The sequence below is a fragment of the Emticicia sp. MM genome, from assembly GCF_001649495.1.
In genome coordinates this window covers 97,706-123,133 of sequence record NZ_LXHX01000071.1, presented here as the reverse complement: position 1 = coordinate 123,133, position 25,428 = coordinate 97,706, and the positions used below count along the sequence as shown (strand labels likewise).

At 36.4% G+C, this 25,428-nt stretch carries 23 protein-coding genes and 1 tRNA gene; 16 read left to right on the top strand and 8 right to left on the bottom strand.

Annotated features, from left to right (window positions below; translation table 11 throughout):
- Window positions 1-25 precede the first annotated feature (25 nt).
- From A6M55_RS09070 to pseC, 9 genes are all read left to right on the top strand, one after another.
- The gene (locus tag A6M55_RS09070) at window positions 26-340 is read left to right on the top strand and encodes a helix-turn-helix transcriptional regulator (protein ID WP_064197332.1); all 315 of its coding nucleotides are present in this window, start codon (window positions 26-28) and stop codon (window positions 338-340) included.
- A gap of 179 nt (window positions 341-519) precedes the next feature.
- Window positions 520-1,932, top strand: coding sequence for a rhodanese-like domain-containing protein (locus tag A6M55_RS09065; RefSeq protein WP_064197331.1), 1,413 nt, complete (start codon window positions 520-522; stop codon window positions 1,930-1,932).
- A 143-nt stretch (window positions 1,933-2,075) separates the two neighbouring features.
- Complete coding sequence (locus tag A6M55_RS09060; RefSeq protein WP_064197330.1) at window positions 2,076-2,642, top strand: YeeE/YedE family protein; 567 nt, start codon at window positions 2,076-2,078, stop codon at window positions 2,640-2,642.
- A 2-nt stretch (window positions 2,643-2,644) separates the two neighbouring features.
- A complete protein-coding gene (locus tag A6M55_RS09055) occupies window positions 2,645-3,139 on the top strand; it encodes a DUF6691 family protein (protein ID WP_064197329.1) in 495 nt (164 codons plus the stop codon).
- 105 nt (window positions 3,140-3,244) lie between these two features.
- A complete protein-coding gene (locus A6M55_RS09050) occupies window positions 3,245-4,123 on the top strand; it encodes a helix-turn-helix domain-containing protein (RefSeq protein WP_064197328.1) in 879 nt (292 codons plus the stop codon).
- Between the two features lie 5 nt (window positions 4,124-4,128).
- Window positions 4,129-4,344: a hypothetical protein gene (locus tag A6M55_RS09045; protein WP_064197327.1), complete on the top strand. Its 216-nt coding sequence runs from the start codon at window positions 4,129-4,131 to the stop codon at window positions 4,342-4,344.
- A 260-nt stretch (window positions 4,345-4,604) separates the two neighbouring features.
- A complete protein-coding gene (locus A6M55_RS09040; protein WP_229235498.1) occupies window positions 4,605-4,892 on the top strand; it encodes a DUF983 domain-containing protein in 288 nt (95 codons plus the stop codon).
- Window positions 4,893-5,213: 321 nt separating this feature from the next.
- Window positions 5,214-6,629: a rhodanese-like domain-containing protein gene (locus A6M55_RS09035; protein ID WP_064197325.1), complete on the top strand. Its 1,416-nt coding sequence runs from the start codon at window positions 5,214-5,216 to the stop codon at window positions 6,627-6,629.
- 161 nt (window positions 6,630-6,790) lie between these two features.
- A complete protein-coding gene (pseC, locus tag A6M55_RS09030) occupies window positions 6,791-7,939 on the top strand; it encodes a UDP-4-amino-4,6-dideoxy-N-acetyl-beta-L-altrosamine transaminase (RefSeq protein ID WP_064197324.1) in 1,149 nt (382 codons plus the stop codon).
- 47 nt (window positions 7,940-7,986) lie between these two features.
- On the opposite strand, the gene A6M55_RS09025 is transcribed toward pseC, so the two are convergent.
- Both A6M55_RS09025 and A6M55_RS09020 read right to left on the bottom strand, forming a co-directional pair.
- A complete protein-coding gene (locus A6M55_RS09025) occupies window positions 7,987-8,982 on the bottom strand; it encodes a hypothetical protein (protein WP_064197323.1) in 996 nt (331 codons plus the stop codon).
- Window positions 8,983-9,021: 39 nt separating this feature from the next.
- Window positions 9,022-10,431: an MBOAT family protein gene (locus tag A6M55_RS09020; protein ID WP_064197322.1), complete on the bottom strand. Its 1,410-nt coding sequence runs from the start codon at window positions 10,429-10,431 to the stop codon at window positions 9,022-9,024.
- A gap of 170 nt (window positions 10,432-10,601) precedes the next feature.
- On the opposite strand from A6M55_RS09020, the gene A6M55_RS09015 reads away from it, so the two are divergent.
- The 4 genes from A6M55_RS09015 (at window position 10,602) to A6M55_RS09000 (ending at window position 16,628) form a co-directional block, all read left to right on the top strand.
- Window positions 10,602-10,675: transfer RNA gene (locus A6M55_RS09015), tRNA-Arg, on the top strand.
- A 119-nt stretch (window positions 10,676-10,794) separates the two neighbouring features.
- Window positions 10,795-12,681, top strand: coding sequence for a DUF1800 family protein (locus tag A6M55_RS09010; RefSeq protein ID WP_082892968.1), 1,887 nt, complete (start codon window positions 10,795-10,797; stop codon window positions 12,679-12,681).
- Window positions 12,682-12,684: 3 nt separating this feature from the next.
- Window positions 12,685-14,211: a DUF1501 domain-containing protein gene (locus A6M55_RS09005; protein WP_064197321.1), complete on the top strand. Its 1,527-nt coding sequence runs from the start codon at window positions 12,685-12,687 to the stop codon at window positions 14,209-14,211.
- Between the two features lie 41 nt (window positions 14,212-14,252).
- Window positions 14,253-16,628, top strand: coding sequence for a PA14 domain-containing protein (locus A6M55_RS09000; RefSeq protein ID WP_156511014.1), 2,376 nt, complete (start codon window positions 14,253-14,255; stop codon window positions 16,626-16,628).
- Between the two features lie 52 nt (window positions 16,629-16,680).
- Here the strand turns inward: A6M55_RS09000 and A6M55_RS08995 are convergent, their stop codons facing one another.
- Entirely contained in the window at window positions 16,681-17,508 is an 828-nt protein-coding gene (locus A6M55_RS08995) for a universal stress protein (RefSeq protein ID WP_064197319.1), read from the bottom strand.
- Window positions 17,509-17,784: 276 nt separating this feature from the next.
- Here A6M55_RS08995 and A6M55_RS08990 point away from each other — a divergent pair, with 276 nt between their 5' ends.
- Window positions 17,785-18,309 (top strand): gamma carbonic anhydrase family protein, encoded by a 525-nt coding sequence (locus tag A6M55_RS08990; protein WP_064197318.1) that lies wholly within the window; start codon window positions 17,785-17,787, stop codon window positions 18,307-18,309.
- 98 nt (window positions 18,310-18,407) lie between these two features.
- On the opposite strand, the gene A6M55_RS08985 is transcribed toward A6M55_RS08990, so the two are convergent.
- The 4 genes from A6M55_RS08985 to A6M55_RS08970 form a co-directional block, all read right to left on the bottom strand.
- Window positions 18,408-19,043, bottom strand: a complete 636-nt coding sequence (locus A6M55_RS08985; protein ID WP_064197317.1) for a DedA family protein — start codon at window positions 19,041-19,043, stop codon at window positions 18,408-18,410.
- A 66-nt stretch (window positions 19,044-19,109) separates the two neighbouring features.
- Window positions 19,110-19,565, bottom strand: coding sequence for a VOC family protein (locus A6M55_RS08980; protein ID WP_064197316.1), 456 nt, complete (start codon window positions 19,563-19,565; stop codon window positions 19,110-19,112).
- Window positions 19,566-19,681: 116 nt separating this feature from the next.
- Window positions 19,682-21,565 carry an ABC-F family ATP-binding cassette domain-containing protein gene (locus A6M55_RS08975; protein WP_064197315.1) on the bottom strand — a complete coding sequence of 628 codons (1,884 nt, stop codon included), beginning with the start codon at window positions 21,563-21,565 and terminating at the stop codon, window positions 19,682-19,684.
- A 137-nt stretch (window positions 21,566-21,702) separates the two neighbouring features.
- Window positions 21,703-21,990, bottom strand: a complete 288-nt coding sequence (locus A6M55_RS08970; RefSeq protein WP_064197314.1) for a hypothetical protein — start codon at window positions 21,988-21,990, stop codon at window positions 21,703-21,705.
- A gap of 108 nt (window positions 21,991-22,098) precedes the next feature.
- Between A6M55_RS08970 and A6M55_RS08965 the strand changes: the two genes are divergently transcribed.
- Together A6M55_RS08965 and pxpB are read left to right on the top strand one after the other, a co-directional pair.
- The gene (locus A6M55_RS08965; protein ID WP_064197313.1) at window positions 22,099-23,967 is read left to right on the top strand and encodes an LTA synthase family protein; all 1,869 of its coding nucleotides are present in this window, start codon (window positions 22,099-22,101) and stop codon (window positions 23,965-23,967) included.
- Window positions 23,968-24,003: 36 nt separating this feature from the next.
- The gene (gene pxpB / locus A6M55_RS08960) at window positions 24,004-24,672 is read left to right on the top strand and encodes a 5-oxoprolinase subunit PxpB (protein ID WP_197491683.1); all 669 of its coding nucleotides are present in this window, start codon (window positions 24,004-24,006) and stop codon (window positions 24,670-24,672) included.
- A gap of 84 nt (window positions 24,673-24,756) precedes the next feature.
- Here the strand turns inward: pxpB and A6M55_RS08955 are convergent, their stop codons facing one another.
- Window positions 24,757-25,428, bottom strand: a complete 672-nt coding sequence (locus A6M55_RS08955) for a DUF1080 domain-containing protein (RefSeq protein ID WP_064197311.1) — start codon at window positions 25,426-25,428, stop codon at window positions 24,757-24,759.

The following is a 25,428-nucleotide window of genomic DNA, read 5'->3' as shown; positions in this document are numbered from 1 at the left end:
TTTGTATTGTAATTAAAAAACAAAAATGATAGCAGAAGCGAACGACATAAAAATCAATAAAGAGAAGTTTGAAAAAGCGGCTTATATTTTGAAAGCGGTGGCTCATCCTACTCGTTTGGCTATTATTCAACTATTGGATGCACAAGAAAATCTCATGGTCAACGAAATCTGCGAAACACTCAAATGTGAGCAATCTTTGATTTCACACCACTTGATAAATATGAAATTACGTGGTATTCTTCAATCGCATAAAGATGGACTAAACGTTTATTATTCGCTGAAGGAACGTGAGATTACCAATCTTTTGACCTGCATCGAAAATTGCAGTTGCAATATGTGATTTTTTTTAGTAAACTATATGAAAACATTATCATATAAACATAAAAAGTAATTTCGCACAAAAACAGGCACTTTTTAATCATAAATTTAGTTGTAAATCTACAGTACAATACATTTTCAGCAAGTACACCAAGCATTTAAACGCACTTTGAACCATTAATAATAAAGCACATTAGAACAATGATAGTCGAACAAATTTATACAGGATGTCTCGCTCAAGGAGCTTATTATATTGAGTCAGCGGGAGAAGTAGCCATCATTGACCCACTTCGTGAAGTACATTCTTACATAAACAAGGCAGAAAAAAACAATGCCAAAATCAAGTATATTTTCGAGACACACTTCCATGCTGACTTTGTTTCGGGTCACGTAGAATTGGCTCAAAAAACTGGTGCAGCTATCGTTTACGGGCCTAATGCAACGCCCTCTTTTGAATGTATAGTTGCCGAAGACAGTCAAGTTTTTGAAGTTGGAAACGTCAAAATCAAAGTAATTCACACACCTGGACACACAATGGAATCATCGTGTTATTTATTAATCGATGAAAATGGTGTTGAAAATTGCATTTTCACAGGCGATACTTTATTTATTGGTGATGTTGGCCGCCCAGATTTAGCACAAAAATCAACACTTACCATCGAAGATTTAGCGGGTTATCTTTATACTTCACTGCATACAAAAATCATGTCTTTGCCCGATAATTTGATTGTATATCCTGCCCACGGAGCGGGTTCAGCGTGTGGCAAAAATATGAGCAAAGAAACTTATGACACGCTCGGAAACCAGAAAAAAGTAAACTACGCACTTCAGCCACAAAGCAAACAGCAGTTTATTGCAGCAGTAACGGATGGACTTACGCCTCCACCTTACTATTTCCCGAAAAACGTAATGATAAATAAAACGGGAGCAAAAACACTTGACGATGTAAAAACAAGCATTCAAGCACTTTCGCCCGAAGCTTTTGAAGTGGCAGCCAACGAACTCGGTGCAGTAATGATTGATACGCGTACGGCTCAAACTTTCAAAGATGGATTTGTACCCAATTCAATCAACATTGGCATCAAAGGCGACTTTGCTCCGTGGGTTGGTACGCTTATCACTGATATTGAACAACCGATTTTATTTATTGCTGACCAAGAAAGCATCGAAGAAGTAATTACTCGCCTTTCAAGAGTTGGTTACGATAATATTGTAGGATATTTAGCTGGTGGAATTGAAGCATGGAAAGCCGCAGGAAAAGAAGTTGACACAATCGAATCTATCTCTGCCGAAAATTTTGCTAAAAAATATAGCGAAAACGAAGGAAAACTTTTAGTAAAAGACGTAAGAAAAGAAACCGAATACCGTGCCGAACACGTAGAAGAAGCAGAGTGTGTTTCGTTGGCATATTTAAGCAATAATATGGCAGCTTTCTCGAAAGCTGAAACAAATTATATTCATTGTGCAGGTGGATACCGCTCAATGATTGCGGCATCAATCTTGAAATCTCGTGGGTATGATAATATCGTAGATATAGCTGGTGGTTTTGCAGCCATCGCCAAAACAGAAGTACCTCGTTCAAACTTTGTTTGTCAATCAAAATTAAAAGTATAGACTTCAAAAGAAAATAAGTAATGTTTAGGGTTGAATAAATAAAAAAGGTGAGGGCAATTTTATACCTTACCTTTCTACAAAGCCCTGATGATAAAATATAGTCTTATCAACATCAAAAGTATAAAGTTGAAATTTAAAAAAATATGATAGAACTCATCAAACAACCGTGGCATTGGGCAGTAGCTGGTGTGATGATTGGCCTAACAGTTCCGATTTTATTGCTTATTGGCAATAAAACTTTCGGTATTTCTTCATCGCTCCGCCATATTTGTGCAGCTTGTTTTCCTGCTGATATTCCTTTTTTTAAATACGATTGGAAAAAAGAAATCTGGAATTTGTTTTTTGTAGTAGGTGTACTTTTAGGTGGAATCATCGCCAGCCAATTCTTATCAAATCCAAATGAATTTATTGTCAATGAAAACACTATAAAGGATTTAAAAGCATTGGGCGTGACCGATTTTTCGGCAATGATGCCCGCAGATATTTTTAGTGTAGAAAACATTTTCACGCTAAAAGGCTTGATTTTCTTTGTTTTGGGCGGTCTGATGGTAGGTTTCGGAACTCGGTACGCTGGAGGATGTACGTCAGGACACGCAATCATGGGTTTATCGAATCTACAATTACCTTCATTAATTGCAACTATCAGCTTTATGGTTGGAGGTTTCGTAATGACACACTTAATTATGCCTTTCATCTTTAAATTATTCTAATCATGTCGAAAATAAATATAGATAATACGGCCGTCGAAGAATTTGTGTGTGAAGCACCGAATAATCAGGTAAAAAAAGAAAGTCTTGCGAGCAATATCAAATACCTGATTGTTGGAACAATCTTCGGAATTGTATTCGTAAAAGCCGAAATTATTTCGTGGTTCAGAATCCAAGAAATGTTTCGTTTGCAATCATTCCATATGTATGGCGTAATCGGTACGGCCGTTGTGGTTGGTATGATTTCAGTTCAACTAATTAAACGCTTCAATATCAAAACTTTAGCAGGTGAAAAGGTTTTAATTCCTGACAAAAGATTCAATAAAGGACAAATCTACGGTGGACTAATTTTCGGACTTGGGTGGGCAATTACAGGAGCTTGCCCAGGGCCCTTATTTGCACAAATCGGTAGCGGATTTTTGGCCATTACTGTAACTTTTGCCAGTGCCATAGCTGGTACGTGGCTTTATGGTGCGTTCAAAAATAAATTGCCCCATTAAGCAAAGTATTGGAAGATTGAGGTTAGAAAAATGATTTATCTAACCTCTTTTTTATTGCCTTTACTTAACTAAATCAACAGTTTTGAACGAAAATTTTGAGCAATCATGCAAAAATCGATTCCAATCATCACCATCGAACAGCTAAATGCGTGCGATAAAAATATCTTGATGAAACTTGATATTCGTCGATTAGAAGACCATCTAAAAACGCTTTCTTCGGCTGATTTTCCGCACCGACATGACTTCTATAATCTGATTTATATCAAGCAAGGAAGCGGCACGCATGACATTGATTTTAAGCGATTTATTGTTGAGCCGAATCAACTATTTTTCATGAATGATGGGCAAGTGCATGAATGGGATTTAGGCCCTGATACCATCGGCTATACGCTTTTTTTCAAGAAAGAATTTTATGAAGTTATAGAAAAAGGGCTTTCGCTACAAGCACTGCCATTTTTTAATAATAGCAATAATGCCGCCCCGATGGTAGTTTTTTCGGTCGAGGAGAGCCAACGCATTGAAAATCTGTTTGAAGAAATTATTTACGAATTCAAAGCCAATCAACCACACCGAGACACGCTCATTAAATCATTATTAAAAATGATTCTGATTCATTCGATTAGGGTTTATGAGCCTTTCTACAAAGGCGATAGCACCGAACTCAATGTATCAAAAATCAGGAATTTTGAGATGCTTATCGAAAGACATTTTAAAGAATATAAATCAGTAAAAGATTTTGCCGATAAACTCAATATCACGGCTAACTATCTAAATGCTATTTGTACAAAAACAGTTGGTCGAACCGCAGGCGAACTTATCAGAGATAGAGTTGTATTGGAAGCAAAACGTCTTTTACTGCATTCTTCGATTTCAGTTTGTGAAATGGCTTATCATTTGGGTTATGACGACTGCTCCTATTTTATTAGAGTTTTTAAAAAAGAAGTTGGTTCAACACCTGAACAATTTCGCTTAATTAATCGCTAAAAAACATGAAACCAACACTTGATAATTGGAAATTGTGGCTCGTTGTGAGTCTTACTCTTGGTTTAGCTCCATTTGTTCCCGAACCTCATATCGTTGGCAAACTTCGCTGGCTAATGGGCGGTGCAGTAGGTATGAAACCCATTGATTGGTTCGATTTAGTTCAACATGGATTTCCATTTATGCTACTTTTCAGAGCATTATTTGTTAAATTTCGCAAATAGTACATTTCCAATATCATCCTTAGTACTTTTTACGTATTAATAAATACCAAAATAGCTAAAAAGTACTACATAATAAATGGAAAAGCCTACAAAAAAGTAAATAATTCTAACGAAATTTGCACCGAAGTTTAATTCTAATAGTAAATAATCACATCAAATATATGTTTGGCAAAGGTTCAAGATTATATAGCATTTTTGCGATGAAATGTCCAAGATGCCACGAGGGTGACGTTTTTGAAACCCGAAATCCTTATAAAAAAATGACCGCAGTTAAAGAAACTTGCTCGCACTGTGGGCTTCGTTATGAAAAGGAAATGGGCTTTTTCTACGGAGCAATGTATGTGAGTTATATGCTCAATATTGCACTTTTCGTTACTTCAGTTGTGGCTTATTTTGTTTTGCTTGATCAGTATATCAGCGGCACTACTCTTATGATTATTTATGTTTCGCTGACTGCTATTTTAATGCCCGTTTATTATCGACTTTCACGCACCATTTGGCTCAACTTTTTTAATAGTTATGACCCTGAAAAACGTGGGGCAAAATGATATTATTGTTAAGGAGTGTAAACAAAATACACTCCTCCTTTCTTCGTAAAACTCTGATAATTAAGCCATTTCCAAGTAATTCTTTCTTACTTTCTCACTTTTTACTGCATTTATAGTACAAATCATCGAACATGATTTTCATCATTTTTTTGGTTACACCATTGCCCGAACTTTGACTCATTAATTCAACAAAAACACTTGAATCACAATGAATAATCATTGCTCCAGCCGTTGCCCCTGAATGATTTATTTTAGCTATTTACATGAAAATATTATCATTTAATCATTCAGAGAATAATCATCCAAAAAAATATTAAAACAATGAAAATCGAACAAATTTATACTGGCTGTTTGGCACACGCTGCCTATTATCTTGAAAGTAACGGAGAAGCTGCAATCTTCGACCCACTTCGTGAAGTACAACCGTACATTAATAAGGCCGAAAAAAACGGAGCAAAAATAAAATTTGTTTTTGAAACCCACTTCCATGCTGATTTTGTAAGCGGACACCTTGATTTAGCTCAAAAAACTGGAGCAAAGATTGTTTATGGCCCAACAGCCAAACCAGCTTTCGAGGCAACAATTGCCGAAGATAATCAGATTTTTGAAGTAGGTGCATGCAAAGTAAAAGCTATTCACACACCTGGGCATACGATGGAAAGTACAACTTATATGCTCATTGATGAAAACGGCAACGAACATGGCTTAATTACTGGCGATACACTTTTCATTGGTGATGTTGGTCGCCCAGACTTGGCTCAACACGTAATTGCCGACTTGACACAAGAAAAACTAGCTGCCCATCTTTTCGATTCGCTTCGTAATAAGATCATGCCTTTATCTGATGATTTGATAGTTTATCCAAATCACGGTGCTGGTAGTGCTTGCGGAAAAAATATGAGCAAAGAAACTACCGACAAACTCGGCAATCAGAAAAGATTTAACTATGCTTTGCGTGCTGATATGACCAAAGAAGAGTTTATTAAAGAAGTTTTGACAGGCCTAACCAATCCACCTGCTTATTTCCCGAAAAATGTGTTGATGAATATCAAAGGTTATGAAAGTATTGATATGGTTTTGGATAGAGGAGAAAAAGCACTTTCGGCAAGTGAGTTTGAAGTAGTTGCCAACGAAACCGATGCTCTAATTTTGGATAGCCGCCAAACCGATGATTTTGCCGCAGGGTATATTCCAAATAGCATAAACATTGGTTTAGATAGTAATTTTGCAATGTGGGTGGGTGAACTAATTCCTGATATTAAACAAGAAATCTTACTCGTAACTGATGAAGGAAAAGAAGAAGAAACCATTACTCGTTTGGCTCGTGTGGGTTACGACCACGCCATTGGCTTCTTGAAAGGTGGCTTTGAAACATGGAAAGCATCAGGAAAAGATATAGAAACTGTTGATAGAATTTCGGTTGATGAATTTGTTGAAAGATACAAAAACGAACAACCACTCGTAATTGATGTAAGAAAGAAAAGCGAATATGCTTCCGAACACATTATTGACGCAATCAATATTCCATTAAATGCCATTAATGAGCATCTGGCCGAAGTCCCTAAAAATAAGCCATTTATTTTACACTGTGCAGGTGGCTATCGAAGTATGATTGCGGCCTCGATTCTCAAGCAGAGAGGTTGGGATAATTTTGTGGACGTTCGAGGAGGCTTTGCAGCCATCTCAAAAACTGATGTTCCCAAAACAGATTACGTTTGTCCAAGTACTCTTTTGTAATTGAGAAATAGCTTAAAAGTCGCCCGCAATATTTTCATGAAGATAAATATAGCGGGCGATTCTTATTTAGGCATTTTACTTTCCACTCGAAAACTAAGCCACATCGTTTTTTGTCCATTGACTACTTAATTCGTAACTTTACAGCAAAAAACACTTTATTAATGATTCCATACGGAAAACAACATATCACCGATGAAGATATTGCTGCTGTTATTGAAACGCTCAAATCTCCATTTTTGACATCAGGACCAAAAGTTGCTGAATTTGAAGCTGCTTTTGCCCAATATATCGGCTGTAAATATGCCGTTGCGGTAGCAAATGGCACAGCAGCCCTACATATTTCCTGTATGGCTTTGGGTGTAAATGCTTCATCGAAAGTCATAACTACGCCTATAACTTTCTCAGCCTCTGCTAACTGTGTACGTTATTGTGGCGGTGAAGTTGTCTTTGCTGATATTAATCCCGATACAGTTTTATTGGATATTGACAACGTAAGAAACTTGCTCGAACAACATCCGAAAGGCACTTTTGAAGGAATCATTCCTGTTGACTTTGCTGGCTATCCCGTTGATTTAGAAGCATTTAGAAAACTGGCCAATGAATATGATTTATGGATTTTAGAAGACGCTTGTCATGCTCCAGGCGGAAGTTTTATTGGTAATTCGGGTAAAAATCATCGGTGTGGAGACAGTTCTTTAGCTGATTTAGCTATTTTTTCATTTCATCCTGTGAAGCACATTGCAACTGGAGAAGGCGGAATGGTGACAACCAATGACGAAGAACTTTATAAAAAACTCAAAAAATATCGTTCGCACGGAATGGTTTATCAAGGCGACCCTGCTTTGATTGAAAATCACGGTGGTTGGTACATGGAATTGCAAGAGTTGGGTTATAATTATCGTATGCCTGATGTTCTGTGTAATTTGGGAATTTCGCAGCTAAAGAGAGCGGAAGAAGGTCTTGAAAGACGCCAAGAAATTGCTAAAAGATACGATGAAGCCTTTGCTGGAACGAATGTAAAAACTATTATTCCGCCTAATAATGTGAGCCATGCGTATCACCTTTATGTGATTCAGATTGAAGACCGCAAAGGATTGTATGATTACTTACGAACAAAACAAATTTTTGCTCAGGTGCATTATATTCCTGTTCATTTGATGCCTTATTATAAAGGTTTGGGAAGTAAAACGGGAGATTTTCCGAATGCTGAGAAGTATTATGAGCATTGTTTGAGTATTCCAATGTACCCAACATTGACTACTGAAGAACAAGCGTTTGTTATTTCGGAAATATTGGATTTTGTGAAATAAAAAATATTCTCCGTAGAGACGTAATATGTTACGTCTCTACAAAATTCCTATAATTTGGCATTGACCAAATCCAACCACATTTGTTTTCCTTCACAATTCCAGTGCGAATCACCTTTTTCGTAGAGTACCTTCTTTGATTTATGGTAGGGTGTATAAATATCAAGAAAAGGTATTTTTAAATCTGAATGTTGATGTATTCTTTCAATTAAGTGATTATACTGTCCTAAATCCGTCCCAAGAATCGAAGTTTTATTTGGAATGATTGATAGATAAACTTCATCAAAACCCGCTTTTTTATAAAATAGATGAGTTTCATTCAAGTTCTGAACCATCAGATTTATTTCTTCCTCAGAAATCTTGTCAAAACACGAATTGATCCCCGTAGGCTGGGCATCTACTTGATATAAAAGGTATTTTTCGTCTTTTGAAAGCATTACTTTTTCATCAATTCGGTTAAATAATTTCCAATTTAGCCAAGCCTTCCATTCTTTAAAGGTTAAGAAAAAATCTGATGAAAAAAGTACTGATTCGTGGCGTTCGGTATTATATGGCACTTCATAATTTAAAACCTTTTCTTTCAGAGTTTCTTCTTTATTTTTTTTCAAAATAGGTTGATTTAGAGATACTTGTAAATTAGTAAAAGGTTTTGCAAATCGTTCTCGGAAATGGCGTTCAACAGTTTCAATAATTAGAATATTTCGTTTTGAGGTATCCAATTTTACATTAACTGTATCAGTAATAAAATATCTATTGTAGCTTTCTAAGCCTTTAAAATGATTCTTTTCGATGCGTTCTTTTTCAGTGAAACTATCACCCATAATTATCAACGAAGTATTTCCAGATTGCTGGTTTTGTGGAGCAGGGCATTGCTCCAACGGAGCTTTAAATTGTGCTAAATTCGACATACGGTATAAATCACCGTAGCGGTAATCATCTTGCGTGATTCCTTTTTCATGCAACCACTTCGCAACAGAACCAGAAAATCCTAAATACCAAAGTAGCGAAAATACGATTAATGCTACTAAACGAAATATCTTTTTCATTATAAAAATCGAATTGAAAACTGCGATTCTTGCCACAGATTAAAACTGAAAATAAATAAACTGATTTGAGGTAAATACGCCCAAAAAGTAGCAAAGCACTAATAAAATTGTAAATTTCAAGTAAAACTGAGGAGTGTTTTGAGTGCGTACTTGCATCATAAATTTATCCTTTAAGAGCAAAACCGCAATCAAAAACCAACAAAATGCCATTTCGTTGACACTAAACGGCGTTGCAACTGAGCTGTAAGTATTGATATGTAGAATCTTTGATAAAATTATCTTTGAATTACTCATACCTTTTGCACGGAAAAATACCCAAGTCAGCATCACCAATAAAAAAGTAAAAGCTAAATTGAAGGTATTGATAATGTTTTTCGAGAAATAGTTTTCAGCGTTGAAAGGAGCGTATTTCTTGCGAATTTGTGCCAAAACTAAATAAATTCCGTGTAATGCTCCCCAAACAATGTATGTCCAAGCAGCACCATGCCACAAACCACTCATCATAAATACAAAGAAAAGATTAAAGTATTTGCGAAACTCTCCTACCCGATTTCCACCGAGTGGAATATACAAATAATCTCTGAACCAACCCGACAGCGAAATATGCCAACGACGCCAAAATTCATTAATGGATTTGGCAAAATACGGAGCTTCAAAGTTTTCCATTAGCTTAAAGCCCATCACCCGAGCCGCACCAATGGCAATATCTGAATATCCTGAAAAATCGCAATAGATCTGAAATGTAAAGAAGACTGTGGCCACCAAAAGCGTAAGTCCATTGTGGTCATAGGGGTTATCGTAAGAATAATCAACAACCATCGCAAGTCGGTCAGCAATGACAACTTTTTTGAACATTCCCCAAGCCATTCGCATCAAACCAGCCTTCAAGTTTTCAAAATCATACTCAAATTTCTTATGAAATTGCCAAAGTACATTTTGTGGCCGTTCGATTGGGCCTGCAACTAATTGCGGGTAAAACATGACATAAAGGGCATAAATCGCAAAATCTTTTTCAGCTTTTTCATTGCCACGATAGACCTCAATCGTATAACTCATGGCTTGAAATGTATGAAACGATAGCCCGATTGGCAATAATATCTTCAATAATTCAAGTTGGGTTGATGCCCCTAAATGAAAGAAAACATTGTTGAGATTTTCGACGAAGAAATTATAATATTTAAAATAAGCCAAAAAACCGATATTTGAAATTAAACTCAGCACCAAAAGCCATTTTCGTCGGCTGCCTTCGGCATTTTCAATCCAAATTCCTGCATAATAATCAACTACAATCGTGACGAATAGAATAAGAATGTAAATTGGTTGAAAAACCGCATAAAAATAACAACTCGCCAAAAGTAAAAGCCAGATTCGTACACGATGTGGCAGACTAAAATAAGCCAAAGTAACAACTATGAAGAAAAAAACAAATTGTAGCGAATTGAATAACATTGAATGCTGATAAGTGTCTGATTGCTGATTTTATATCCAAAGTTCAGCTTAAATATTAAAGTTTCAAAGCATTTTAGCTTCTAATCAGCATTTTTCATTTTTTCTTGATGTTTTTTCCAGATGATATTTGACTTTTAAAATCTAAAACACTATCTTTGCACCATGATTACGGTTCCATAGCTCAGCTGGATAGAGCAACAGATTTCTAATCTGTGGGTCATAGGTTCGAATCCTATTGGAATCACAAGATCTTGCTGAAAAACCTCTCAAAATTTTATTCTTGGGAGGTTTTTTTTATGTTAGCAAAACCTTACTACCTAACCTATTGCTATTCTAACCGTGTACATCCTAAAGAATCAATCAATGAAATTAAAAATTCATATATTTGTTCTACTCTTCCTTTGTCTTGAAATTCATATCGCATTTGCACAACAAACAACCACTATTGGAAAGGGAAATCTTCAAAAAGTAAGTGTAACGTCCAGTTCAACCTCAATTAATGGGCAACGCACTCTTACAAGTATAGGATTCCTCCCAAATTATAGTGCTGCGTCAAGATTCCTTTCACAAGCTACTTTTGGTAGTACTTTTAATGAAATTCAAAACGTAGCCAATCAAGGTATCGAAAGATGGCTCGACACCCAATTGGCAATGCCAAATAGTTTCCGAACCCAAACTTATGTTCAGAATCTCCACCAATCAATGGTCGATTCGCTCAATATCAAAAATGGCGTAAATACTTATACGCTTAATAACGTTGGTGTAAGCAATTGGCATTTCGATGCTGCTTGGTTTCAAGGTTGTATGACTGCCCCCGACCAACTACGTTGGCGAGTAGCTTTTGCTTTGAGTGAAATTTTGGTTACTTCTCGAATCTCAGCTTTTGATGGAAATCCTTACGCATTGGCGAGTTATTATGATGTGCTAATGGATAATGCCTTCGGCAATTACCGTACATTACTTGATAAAATTACATATCATCCGGCAATGGGTTCTTATCTTACTTTTTTAAATAACCATGCCACTGATTTAGCAAAACAAACCTACCCTGATGAAAATTATGCCCGAGAAATCATGCAATTATTTACCATTGGGCTATACGAACTAAATTTAGATGGAAGCGAAAAAAAGGATGCAAATGGGCATTTAATTCCTACCTACGATAATGATGATATTGAAAATTTGGCAAAAGTATTTACAGGACTTTCTTGGGGAGATGTTACTTACTTAGGAGCAAGCCCAAAAAACACTTGGAGTTATACACTCAGAATGAAGTTTTTTGGTTTGGATTCAAGTGATGCCAAGAAAAATACTTGGAAAACAAACCCACGCATTGTTGATGGACACGAGCGAGGAGCAAAAACTTTTCTTGGCTCGACCGTTGACCCAACCGCCAGCCGAACTGCCATGCAAGGTGAGGCCGACATTCAAGATGCTCTCAATATTATTTTTAACCACCCAAATGTTGGCCCTTTTATTTCTCGCCGATTGATTCAACGATTAGTTACTTCAAATCCAAGTCCTGCTTTTATTCAGCGAGTAGCAACTGTATTCAATAATAATGGTAGCGGTGTAAGAGGAGATTTAAAAGCAGTAATTAGAGCCATTTTACTTGACCCTGAAGCTCGAAATTGCTGTGGCGATGATGCAGGAACTTTTGGAAAACTCCGTGAACCTTTCCTAAGATACATGAATTTGATAAAAGGATTGAATCTGACCGCAAGTGGTGGAATTTACAGAAACTCCATGACACGAGTTTATGACCAAACTTCGCAACGCCCGCTCTCATCACCTTCAGTTTTTAATTTTTATACTCCTGATTATATTCCGAATGGTCCTTTGAAAGATGCAGGAAAAGTTGGGCCAGAGTTTCAATTACTAAGCTCACAGACACTCACTGGGTATTTCAATGCACTCAACTCTTGGTTAATCAATGACGACCCGATTGATTATAGTGTATTGTTTTCTGGCGAAACTTACAAACCCAACCAAGAGCCCAAGTTTAATACAGTTTCAGATTATGTATTGGCAAGAAACGATAAACTCCCCCAACTTTTAGATAAATATAATCTTGTTTTGGCGAATGGTCGCCTTTCGACTGAAACCTTAAATACCATTAGTCAAGCTATCAAAGGTATGCCTTATTCAGAAGATGCAAACGGTGTACCGAATACGACCGAAGCCTTTCGTAGAGTAAGACTCGCTATTTATTTAATCATGACATCACCCGACTACCTAATCAATAAATAAGCCATGAATAGAAGAGATTTTATCAGACAAGTAGGCTGTGGTGCGATGGGTTCGACCACCCTTTTGAGTACCTTAACGAGCCTCGGAGCGGTAAATGGTGCAATGAGTGGTAGTGCTTCTAAGTTACGTACATCTTCTGCTGCCGATGACTATAAAGCACTTGTTTGTGTGCTATATTCGGGCGGAATAGATTCCTTTAATATGTTAATTCCATCAGGAACAAACGTTGGCGGTGATAATGGGTTCAATGATTATAAAAATGTGCGGTCTGATATTGCTATTCAGACAAATACTTCTTTACTGCCACTCAATAACCCACGATGTAGTGGATTCAGAGGACAACCATGCAATTATGGTTCATATGGTGTACATCCAAGCATGACTGGTGTTCAGAATCTTTTCAATAACGGAAAACTCTCTTTCATGGCAAATATTGGCACTTTGATAGAGCCAGTTATGACCAAAGCCGAATATCAAAGTGGGTTAAAGAAACTTCCACTGGGTATTTATTCGCACTCAGACCAAATCATGCAATGGCAAACATCCGTTCCACAAAGTCGGGATGCACTTGGTTTTGGTGGCCGCCTTGCCGATTTACTTCATGCTTCAAACAGCATGGAAGATATTTCGATGAATATTTCTTTAGGTGGAAAAAATAATTTTCAACGAGGAAAAACCGTAGCAGAGTATTCTATCAGTAATAATATCGACGCTAATAATGTTGGTATAACGGCACTTCCTTCATGGTGGAGTAACTCAGGAATCATGACCGACCTCCGTAATAATGCTATTGACAGTTTGGTTTCAAAAACTTATGCGAATCTGCTGCATAAAACATATAGTTCAACAGCCAAAAGCTCAATTGAATCATTTGAAGTTTTTAAAAATGCTCTGAAAAGAGTACCGAGTATGACCACAACTTTCGGAACGAGTAGCATAGAAAAAGATCTTCAAGCAGTGGCGAAAGTAATGAGTGTAAGAAATGATTTAGGAGCAAAAAGGCAGATTTTCTTTGTAAATTATGGTGGTTGGGATATGCACGACAATCTCGTGAATGGTTTAACCCAAAGACTTCCCAATATCAGTAATGCCCTGAAATCATTTTATGATGCTACCGCTGAGCTTGGTATAGCTGAAAACGTAACAACTTTCACGATTTCAGATTTTGCCCGAACAATTACTTCTAATGGTCTTGGCTCTGACCACGCTTGGGGTGGAAATACAATGGTTATGGGTGGAGCAGTAAATGGAGGAAGAATCTTCGGTAGATTTCCAAGAATGGATGTAAGCTCAACTAACACACAGAACATTTCGTTCAGAGGAAATTTCATTCCTTCGATTTCTACCGATGAAATGTATGCCGAATTGGCACTATGGTACGGTGTAAGTCCATATGACTTATGCTATGCACTACCTAATTTGAGAAATTTTTATTCGTACAGTCCAAACAATTATCCTGTGGGCTTTATGAATTTCAATGGTACAACTCTCTCAAACGAAGATAAACCCGAAGGATGTCTATCTTATTGATTTCCACTTTAGTATAGTTTTCACAAAAACATTTTTCAACCGTGAAAAGATTTTCTCTCTATATATACTGTTTGGTGGTATTTTTCATCATCAATAAAAGCTCTTTTGCTCAAAATTGCGTAGGTGCAGCTGGACAAGTAAAGTGGAGCTACTGGACGGGGTTTACAGCATTGCCAGATAGCAGTGACTTATTTGCCTTAGAAAATTTTCCAAGTCTCCCAGATGGCTCTCAAATGTTACGCTTCACCCAAACACCTATTAATTATACCGATTACTTTGCATCAATAGTAAGAGGGTTTATCAAAGTTCCAGCAACTGATACTTATATATTCAATATTACTGGTGATGATAAATCAATTTTTTTCTTGAGTACCAACGATTCACCAGCAAATAAATTAAAGAGAGCAGAAATCACGACTTTTTCAGACGTAACACAGTATAATAAAGAATCAGGGCAAACCTCTCAGAATATTCAGCTTGTAGGCGGTCAATATTATTATTTTGAATTATATAACTTTGAAGGAAATGGTGAAGATTTTGTGAGTTTACAATGGAGAAAAGCCTCAGAAACAACAGTAGTTTGGTCAATTATCGACTTTAATTATATTTATGAATATACTTGCGGGCAAACCTGCCCAACAAGAGGAACGGCCTGTGATGATGGCAATGCAACCACAACCAACGACCAACAAGATGGCTTCTGTAATTGTGTAGGTACTTCACCTGCACCGAATACTTGTGTAGGTGAAAAAGGACTGGTTGAAGCCTACTATTACGATAATATTACTGGCAATTATGTAGAAAATGACCTTATTAATGCCCCTAAATTCCCGCTAACCCCCGACCGAAGAGAAAAACTTAAAGGTGCTTATGGACCGTTAGTTCCTTATACAAAAGATAACTATGGTACACTCATTCAAGGCTTCTTAACTGTACCTGTTTCAGGTAATTATGAGTTTAACATCACTGGCGATAATCAGACTTTTTTCTTTCTGAGTTCAGATGATAAAATCGAAAATAAGCAATCGCACCAAGCATTGGTTATATATGGAATTGATGAAACTGACCATAAAAACTCGGTCTTTCAGAATATTGGGCCACTTTTTATGGAAAAAGGAAAATACTATTATTTTGAATTCCGACATAAAGAAAGCAGCTGGCGAGATCATTTTAATCTTTATTGGAAAACACCTTTCCACGAAATCCGTCAATGGAAACGTGTGCCAAATTTCTATATATTCGATTATAAATGTGAGATTTCGTGCATAGCTCAAAATACACCTTGCAACGATGATAACCCGTTTACGAATAATGATAAAATTGATGCCCAATGTAATTGTGTAGGCACACCATGCTCTGGCCCGGATTGCGATGATTCGGCTGCCCGATACCAAAATTATGATGATTGTAAACCTACAGATAATTTGACTACACTAAAAGAAGGTTCGTGGGTTTCATGTACGAATACTCAAAATCCGAATCCAAATCCTGCAAGGGCAAGCAATGCACACTGGATAATGTATGATTTTACAGACCGATATAAATTTTCGAGTTCGAGGGTTTGGAATTATAATGTGGCAAACGAAACCGATAAAGGATTTAAGACAGTAGCCATTGATTATTCAGTTGATGGAACTACTTGGCAAGCCTTAGGGAATACCTATTCTTGGCCACAAGCACAAGGTTTACCTGATTATTCAGGTTTTTTAGGGCCAAATTTTAATAATATAAAGGCTCGATATATTCTTATTTCAGCTATTAATAACTGGGGAGCTGGTTGTTCTGGGCTTAGTAAAATAACTTTTGATGCTATTTTATGTAATCCAAGTGGTACTCCTTGCAATGATAACGATCCACTGACTTCTTATGATAAATTTGATAATAATTGTAACTGTAAAGGTGTAAATATCAACTGTGGAAGTGATACACTGAGACTTATTAAAGAGACACTTGCCGATGGTGCATTTAAAGCAAAAAAACGCATTGAAGCCCAAAGTTTAGTACCAATAACCAAGGATATTTCGTTCACAGCAGGAAATAGTATTGTACTATTGCCAGGTTTTGAGGTAAATAGGAGTGCAGTATTCAAAGCAGACATTGCAAACTGTATCCAAGCAGCATTTGTGGCGAATCAAAGGGCAACCGCTCCAACTGATAGTTCCGAGTTTTCGACTAAAGACACAGAAACTTCTAAACTAAAAGAAATTCTCTTTAGAATCAATCAGCCGAGTTATGTAAAATTATTATTGAAAGACTCAAAAGACCAACTGATTGTAACATTAATCGATCATTATTCTGAAAGTTTGGGGACACAAACCAAGTATTTGCCAACCAATAAATTGGAAAAAGGTATTTATTTTGTAGAACTTGAATTGGGAGAGAAAAAACTGCGACAAGAATTTGTGGTGGATAAATGATGAAATATTTTAAAGGAAGACTTCACTTAAAGTGAAGTCTTCCTTTTTTATCTTAGTTTTCAACAAAGGTAAATACTGGTACACTGGCGTGATTTACAACATCTTCGGCGATACTGCCTTTGAAGAAATGGCTAATACCTGTGCGACCGTGTGTGTACATAACCACCAAATCGGCATCAATTTCTTCTACATAATCTAAAATTCCTGCATCAACAGTTGTAGCTTCTCGAATCACAAACTTACAGTTAGATAATTTTAGTTTAGTAGTCATTTCTTGCATTTTTTCTTTAATTTCGGCATAGTTTACTACTTTTAGAGCTGTATCAACGTACAAGAAATGGAGTTCGGCATCTTTAAATGGCAAGTGATACATCGCTTTTCTAAGAAATTGTTCATGCGTAAAATCAACAGTAAAGACGACTTTCTTAGGCTCGAATATCTCTTTATCCCCTTTCACAACCAAAACTGGGCAAGAAGCCATTCTTACGATTTCTTCACTGTTCGAGCCACCAAAAAACTCTTTGAAGCCGTCTGCCCCATTAGAACCCATGACAATCAAATCGGCTTTATGATTCAATACAGAATCTATAAATCTATCACTGCTTTCATCAACTAAAGCATTTATTCTTATATCTTCATATTTGGTAATAAGCTCATCAAGCTCTGTTTTGGCTTCGGTTAAAACGCTCTTCCAAGCATCATCAATCGACACACCCGATGCTCCATATAGCGAATAATACGTATTGATATCTTGCACAGGATAAACCGTGACATTGAGTAGCTCAATAGTTGCTCCATTATAACGAGCAATGTTTACTGCTACATCAAGAGCTTTATTGGCAATCGGACTAAAATCGGTAGGAACAAGTATCTTTTTCATTTGAATTTCGAGATTTGGTGAGGTTTTATTTTTCAGTAAAATTCCTTTTCAAACTCGACAGTTTCTATGATGGAAACTAATCTTGTAACTGATTCTTTATTGACTAAATAATGCTTAAAGTCAGCTTTTACCTTGACAAAACCCATGTTTTTGGTAAAAATTATGCTTATTGAAATCAATCAAAGTATCAGTATTAAAAATCATTTTTTACCTTTACATTCATAGAATTAAAATACTATCTCATTCAATTTTACAAGCAACAGAAAATAATTTAATATGGCTCTTATTTTACCAGTTTTAGGAAAAATGCCGCTTAATGGCGAAAATTGTTGGTTTGCTCCGAATGCTACTATCGTTGGAGATGTAACGATGGGAAAAGATTGCACAGTTTGGTTTAATGCAGTTATACGTGGCGATGTAAATTCAATCATCATGGGCGACCGTGTAAATATTCAAGACGGTGCAGTGATTCATTGTACTTACCAAAAATCAAAAACTATTATTGGTAATAATGTGAGTATCGCACACAATGCAGTAGTACATGGTTGCACGATTGAAGATGAAGTTCTGGTCGGAATGGGAGCAATTATAATGGATGGAGCAGTGATCGGCAAAAATTCCATCATTGCCGCTGGTGCAATTGTGACTCAAAATACAGTTGTGCCAGCAGGAAGTATTTATGCGGGAAATCCAGCGAAGTTTTTAAAAGCAGTAACGCCCGAACTCGGAGAAGTTTTTATGCGAACTGCCAACAATTATGTGATGTATGCAGGCTGGTTTAAAGATAATTCAGAGTGTTGACGGGGCCGCCCATGCGGTTTAGAGTGCTGAGTACTGGGTTTAAAAAGTTAATTTAGAGAAAACTATAATAAATCAGAATTCAGCACTCAGAACTATTTTTACATATCTTTCAATTCTTTTTTTGCGTTTAAATAGCCTTTGATAACCGTGAAAGTAGTGATTCCTAAGAAAAAGAAAATGATATACTGCACGTAATCAACAATCCACGGAAACTTTTCGCCGAAATAAAAACCACCACCGACTAAAACAAGCGTCCAAATCAATCCACCCAAAACATTATAGAGCATGAATTTATAAAAATTCATTTTTACAATTCCTGCTAAAACTGGCGAAAAAGTACGAACAACTGGCAAAAAACGGGCAATAATCAAGGTTTGGCTACCGTATTTCTCAAAATATTTGTGCGTATTCGAAATATATTCTTTCTTAAAAAGAAGCGAATCGGGTCGGGTTTGAATATTATTCCCAAAGAATCGACCAGTAATATATCCTACAAGCGAGCCCAACACAGCAGCTGAAAAAATACATACCATCAGTAACGAAATAGGAACATCAAGCGTTTTTGTACCGCAAAAAACTCCCGAAAGAAAAAGAAGATAGTCGCCTGGGAGAAAGAACCCGAAGATTATACCATTTTCAATAAATATAATCAATGTGATTGTTATCAATCCACCAGTCTGAATCAACTCTTTGGAGTCCATCAAATATTTAAACCATTCGCTAATCTGTTCCATTGAATATTCTGTTATAAAGATTGTCTCTCAAACAATCGGTTTTGTTGTTGGAAGTAAAATTTTCAATTACTCAACTTTCGGCTCATTCAACTCAATTACATAACCATCGGGGTCTGTAACATAAATTTGAAAAGCCCCATCGAAGCGTTTTTGGCGAACATAAGCCAAACCCTTTTCTTTCAAAAATGTCTCGATTTTATCAGCAGAGTTTTTCGGAATTGTTAGCGAAAAATGCCCGCCATTTTTATCATTATTAGTCACTGGCTCGTTTCGACCAAGCAATAAATGTAATTGCTGATTGGGTGCAATCTGAAACCAACGTCTGATAGCCACTAAATTATCTGGCACATCTACTGGCTTCAGGCCTATAATTTCACGATAAAACTTTGCACTTTCTCTGAGGTCTTTTACGTAAAGACCAACATGATTATAGCCCTGAATCTCAATGGCTGATTGGCTTTGTGCAAAACTTACAGAGATAGTAAGCAATAAAAAAACAGTTGTAAGTCTAAAATAATTCATTGGCTTTGTTTTGGTTAATAGTTATTGGGAAACTGCGGGGCCGCCCATGCGGTTATTGGTTTATTAGTTCATTGGAAAATTAGTCAACAAATACACCAATAACAAATGCACCAGCATTATGCCAATTCAGCCAGTTCTAACCAGCGGAATTCTTTTTCTTCGATTAGGTTTGAAATCTCTTCAAAATCTTTGGCCCAAGCAGCCAATTCTTCATGAGAGCCTTCACCCGCATTCATTTTTTCTACCAAAACTTGTTTTTTCTTCTCTAAGCTTTCAATTTCTGTACCTAAACTTTCATATTCTTTCTGCTCTTTAAAGCTCATCTTACGTTTTGGCTCACTCGGTTGAACAGCCATTACAGGCGTTGAATTGGCAGATTTTAAATGAGCTTGTTTCTCTTTTTCGGCTAACTCTTGTTCTTCTTTATCTTCTTTCCATGAACGGTAATCAGTATAGTTGCCCGGATAATCTCTGATATAGCCATCGCCTTCAAATACAAAAAGGTGATCAACCAATTTATCCATAAAATAACGATCGTGCGATACAACTAACAAACAACCGCCGAAATTCAACAAGAAATCTTCTAAAACATTGAGGGTTGCAATATCTAAATCGTTGGTTGGCTCATCAAGAATCAAGAAGTTTGGATTCTGAACCAAAATTTTCAATAATTGCAAACGACGTTTTTCGCCACCACTTAATTTACTTACGAAGCTATATTGCATTGCTGGTGGAAACAAAAATAGCGTCAAAAAATTAGAAATTGAAAGTTCTGTACCGTCAGCCATTTTTACGTACTCGGCAATTTCACGCACTACTTCAATTACTCGCTGACCTTCATCAAAATTTAAGCCTGTTTGCGAATAATAGCCAAGTTTGATAGTATCACCTTTTACGACACGGCCCATGTCTGGTTTAAGTTGTTCGGTCAGAATTTCGAGCATTGTACTTTTACCCATGCCGTTTTTACCCACAATCCCAATTCGGTCGCCACGCTTAAAAGTATAGCTAAATTCAGATATTAATTTTTTATTGTCAAACGACTTACTGATGTGCTGAATCTCCATGATTTTACTGCCCATACGCTCCATTTTCATGCTCAATTCAAGCTTTTCTTCGGGGCCTTTTCTGACAGTTTTTTCTTTCAATTCATAAAATGCATCAATTCTACTCTGCGATTTTGTTCCACGAGCCTTCGGTTGTTTTCGCATCCATTCCAACTCTTTACGCAATAAATTTCGGTAATTTTTCTGCGTTGCTGCATCTACAGCTTCTTGTTCTTCTTTTTTCTCTAAATAATAAGCGTAACTTCCTGCGTACTTAAAAACCTTACTATTAGATAGTTCCAAAATTCTATTACATACTTTATCCAAAAAATAACGGTCGTGCGTAACCAAAAGTAAGGTAATATTTGAGGAAGAAAGATAGCCTTCGAGCCACTCGATGGTGTCGAGGTCAAGGTGGTTGGTAGGCTCATCAAGAATCAAGAAATCGGGTTCTTCGATTAACACACGAGCAAGAGCTACACGTTTTTTTTGTCCACCTGAAAGGTTTCCTACCAATTTATCAAAATATTCAATTCCCAGTTTGCCAAGAATCTGTTTTACTTTCGTTTCGTAATCCCAGGCCTTTAGATTATCAACCTGCTCAATGGCTCTCGCAATTCGGTTGTCATCACCCGAAAGCAAGGCATCTTCATATTCTTTTACCGCTTTTGTATTAGAATTTTCAATAGCAAAAATCGTTTCCATCACAGTTTTACCTGCCTGAAAATCTGGTTCTTGATCTAAATATCCAACTCTGATGTCTTTTCTGATGCTAATTTCGCCACCATCAACATCCGATTTTCCGATAATCATATTGAGCATCGACGATTTTCCCGAACCATTCGAGCCAATCAATGCCACTTTTTCGCCTTGTAAAATCCCAAATGTAAGATTCTTAAACAACCAACGCTCTCCTAAATTTTTCCCGATATTTTCGGCCGATAAGTAATTCATATATTTCTGCTAAACATCACTTGATAATCTACAAATGATTACCTTTTTTAATTTTCTGCAATTTACTACTTTAATTTTGTAACGACATTTTATTTTACTCAATGATTGGGGTCAGACGTGCCATCAGATCTTTTTCTTCAAAGAAATCGTTCAACCAACACTTCCCATTCTTCTTCGAGCGAGATTACGGGCATTGATTCGCCGATTCTACGATACCAATAATTGGCATTAAACTTATCACCTTCTTTGCGATGCAAATAAGCATGAAGTTGGTCATAGGCCAGCGTTCCCTCTTTTGTTTGGGCGATATTATGAGCCGCCTCCCAATCGCCTTTGGCATCATGCCAAAGTGCTTGCACTAAAATTGGCAGGTTTTTCGGAACTTGATTTTCTTTGAGAGTATTTTTGAAAGTTATTAAATCCATCTTTTTACTACAGTGAAAGATTGTTGGGTCATAAGTGCTGTCAGACCTTATTTTTATTAATTTTGCACCAAATTTAACAAAAAATTAACCCAAACTGGGGCTTTTCTTATGTATTTACTTGTGTGGTTGAAGCGTATTGCGTGGTTGCTTATCTTTTATTTTCTACTCAGATTTTTGTTTCTTGTTTTCAATATCAAGTCTTTTCAATTTGCTGATGCTCAACAAATTAGTTATGCTTTTTTGTATGGTGTAAAATTCGATTTATCGGCTATTTTTATCAGTAATATCCTCTTTACAATCGCCTCTTTATTGCCGTTTAGATTTACTGAAAAACAAAGGTATCAAAGCTTTCTGAAATATCTTTATTGGATTCCGAACATCGTCTTCTTTTGGACAAATATTGCCGATTTTGAATATTATAAATTCATCGGCCGACGAACGATTTTTGAAGTTTTTGGCATCATAGGCGATGTTTTTGCTCAATCATTTAGCCTAATTGGTTCTTATTGGTATTTGATCTTTCTATGGATTTTTGTAAGTTTTCTTTTTGTTAAATTTACGCCCAATAGTCTCAACCTTGCTAAAATTTCTTTGCGAAATAATTATCGTCAAACAATCTTAAAATCCATCATTTGGTTGCTTGGAATTGGTTTTACAATTTTATTTTTCCGAGGCGGATTCCAAGAAAAACCGCTCAGAATCAATCAGGCATTCGAGCAGCATGATAATCATTTAGGAAATCTTACGCTCAATACAACATTTACTTTTTTGACGACAATTGATGCCAAAGGCACAGAAAAAGTCAACTATTTTGCTGATAATCAGACAGTTGAAAGCTTAGTCAAACGAGATAGAAGTTCACATTTTTCAACAAGTGCTACTCCACAAAACGTTGTAATTATTATTCTTGAAAGTTTTGGCAAAGAATACATGGGCTATAAAAATCCCTATAAAGGTTATACGCCATTCTTGGATTCTTTGGCCAAAAATAGTCTTTTTATGGAGAATTGTTTTGCCAATGGCCGAGAATCAATCATTGCCATGCCTGCTATTACGGCTTCCATTCCGCAATTGATTGAAGAACCGTTTATTACGTCGAGTTATCAATCAAATAAGTTTGCAGGATTGGGAAATATCGTAAAAAAATATGGCTACATTTCATCATTTTTTCATGGTGCAAGAAATGGTTCAATGGGTTTTGAGGGCTTTTCTCAACTCGCAGGATTTGATAAATATTACGGACTAAATCAGTACCCAAAAGCAAAAATGGAAACTGATTTTGATAAGAACTGGGGAATTTTTGATGAACCATATTTGCAATATTTTGCCACTGAACTTTCAAAAGAAACTAAACCTTTTGTAGGCTGCATTTTTACGCTGAGTTCGCATCACCCATATCCGATTCCAACACAATACAAAGGAAAATTCCCAAAAGGAAAGGCCGAAATTCATGAAAGTTTGGGATATACGGATTTAGCTTTAAAGCATTTCTTTGAAACTGCGGCTAAACAAACGTGGTTTAAAAATACACTTTTTATTATTACGGCCGACCACACGCAATTTAATACCGAAAAAAAATATGCTACGCCTACTGGTGCATATAGTGTACCATTGATTTTATATCATCCTAATAATCAAATACTTACACAACTAAAAAGCCTTACTGATTCAACAAAAATCTGCCAACATACTGATATTTTACCAAGTGTTTTAGATTTTTTGAATATCAATCAACAAGAAGTTTTACCTTTCGGCGAATCTATTTTTGCTCGAAATCAAGGTTTAGCTTTTCAATTAAATTCAGGAGTTTTTAGGTTAATTTCTAAGGAAAAATACATCGAAATGAGCCTTGATGGCAAGGCAAAAGGTTTTGATTTAACAACTGATAAACAAATCAAAGATTCTGACACAAAGCAATTAAAAGCCTATATTCAATATTACAGAAATGGACTAATTGAAAATTCGTGGATGAAGTAGCACAATTTAGAAAATTGTGCTACAAACATTATTATCATGGTAAATTACAAAATTTTCCCACTGAGCGATTCAGCCATAACGATTGATTTTGGCAATATTATTGACGAAAAAATCAATGACATTGTTATGCAATTGTATCAATCTTGCACCCAAAACGCTTTTGTTGGCCTGAAAGAAGTAATGCCTGCTTATGCTTCATTGACGATTTTTTACGATGTTTTTAGTGTCAAGAAAAACAATATTCTGTATAAATCGGCTTATGCTTTTGTAGAAGATTTTTTGATTAAAAGTTATGAAAATATCGGCGAAGCAGAAAGGTATTTAAAAAGAATCATTGAAATTCCTGTATTTTATGATGGCGAAGACTTAGCCTATGTTGCTGATTATCATCAGATTAGCGAAGCACAGGTAGTTGAATTACATACAAACCCAACATACAGAGTATATATGATGGGATTTTTACCAGGTTTTGCGTACATGGGTGGTTTAGATGCTCGCATTGCTACTCCTCGTAGAGCAACTCCACGCACAAAAGTGCCAGCAGGAAGTGTAGGTATTGCAGGAAATCAAACAGGGATTTATCCTTCAGAAAGTCCTGGGGGTTGGCAATTAATTGGCCGAACGGAATTACAACTCTATACTCCCAATGCAACTGAAATCACACTCCTAAAAACGGGTGATTTAGTGAAATTTATTGCCTTGTGATTGGGAAATGGTTATTGGTGAACTGAGAAATTGGTTACTGGGGAATTGGCACATACTTTTCTCCAATTCCCCAATAACCAATCACTATTTCAATGGAGTTAAATCTACTTTTCTGAATTCTACTTCTGCACCTTCAGCTTGGAGAGCGATTTGTCCCTTTTGGGCGGTTGCTCCAAAACCATCATTGACCAAATCGCCGTTTACCCAAACTTTAATTTTATCGCCTCGGCATTCGATTGTCATTTTATTCCATTCTCCAAGTGGTTTTTCTGAATTGTCAGTCAAGTTTTTAACTCTCCGTTCTTTACCTTCTGTGATACCCCAATTTTCTTTTGGTCCACGTCGTGCTTCCATGTTTTCTACCTTAATATCTTCAACTATACACCAAAAATCACCTGCATTTGAATGCATCATTTGTACCTCAATAGACTTTGGAAACATACCGTATAATGCACGTGGCGTTGAAGCATGCACTAAAACACCGCAATTACCAGGTTTTCCTGCAAAACGATATTCTAATTCGAGGCGATAGTTTTCGTACTTCTCTTTGGTCAATAAATGGCCTTCGGGGGTTCCCATACTTACCAAATTTCCGTCTCTGATAATAAACGATTTTCTGAGATTTGGGTCTTTATCGGTAGCTGGTACATCACTATACCAATTATTCAGGTCTTTGCCATTGTATAAATGTATCGTTTGGGCAAAGGTTTTTTCTAAGGTAAAAACGCTTAAAGCAAATGCAATAAAATATCTCAT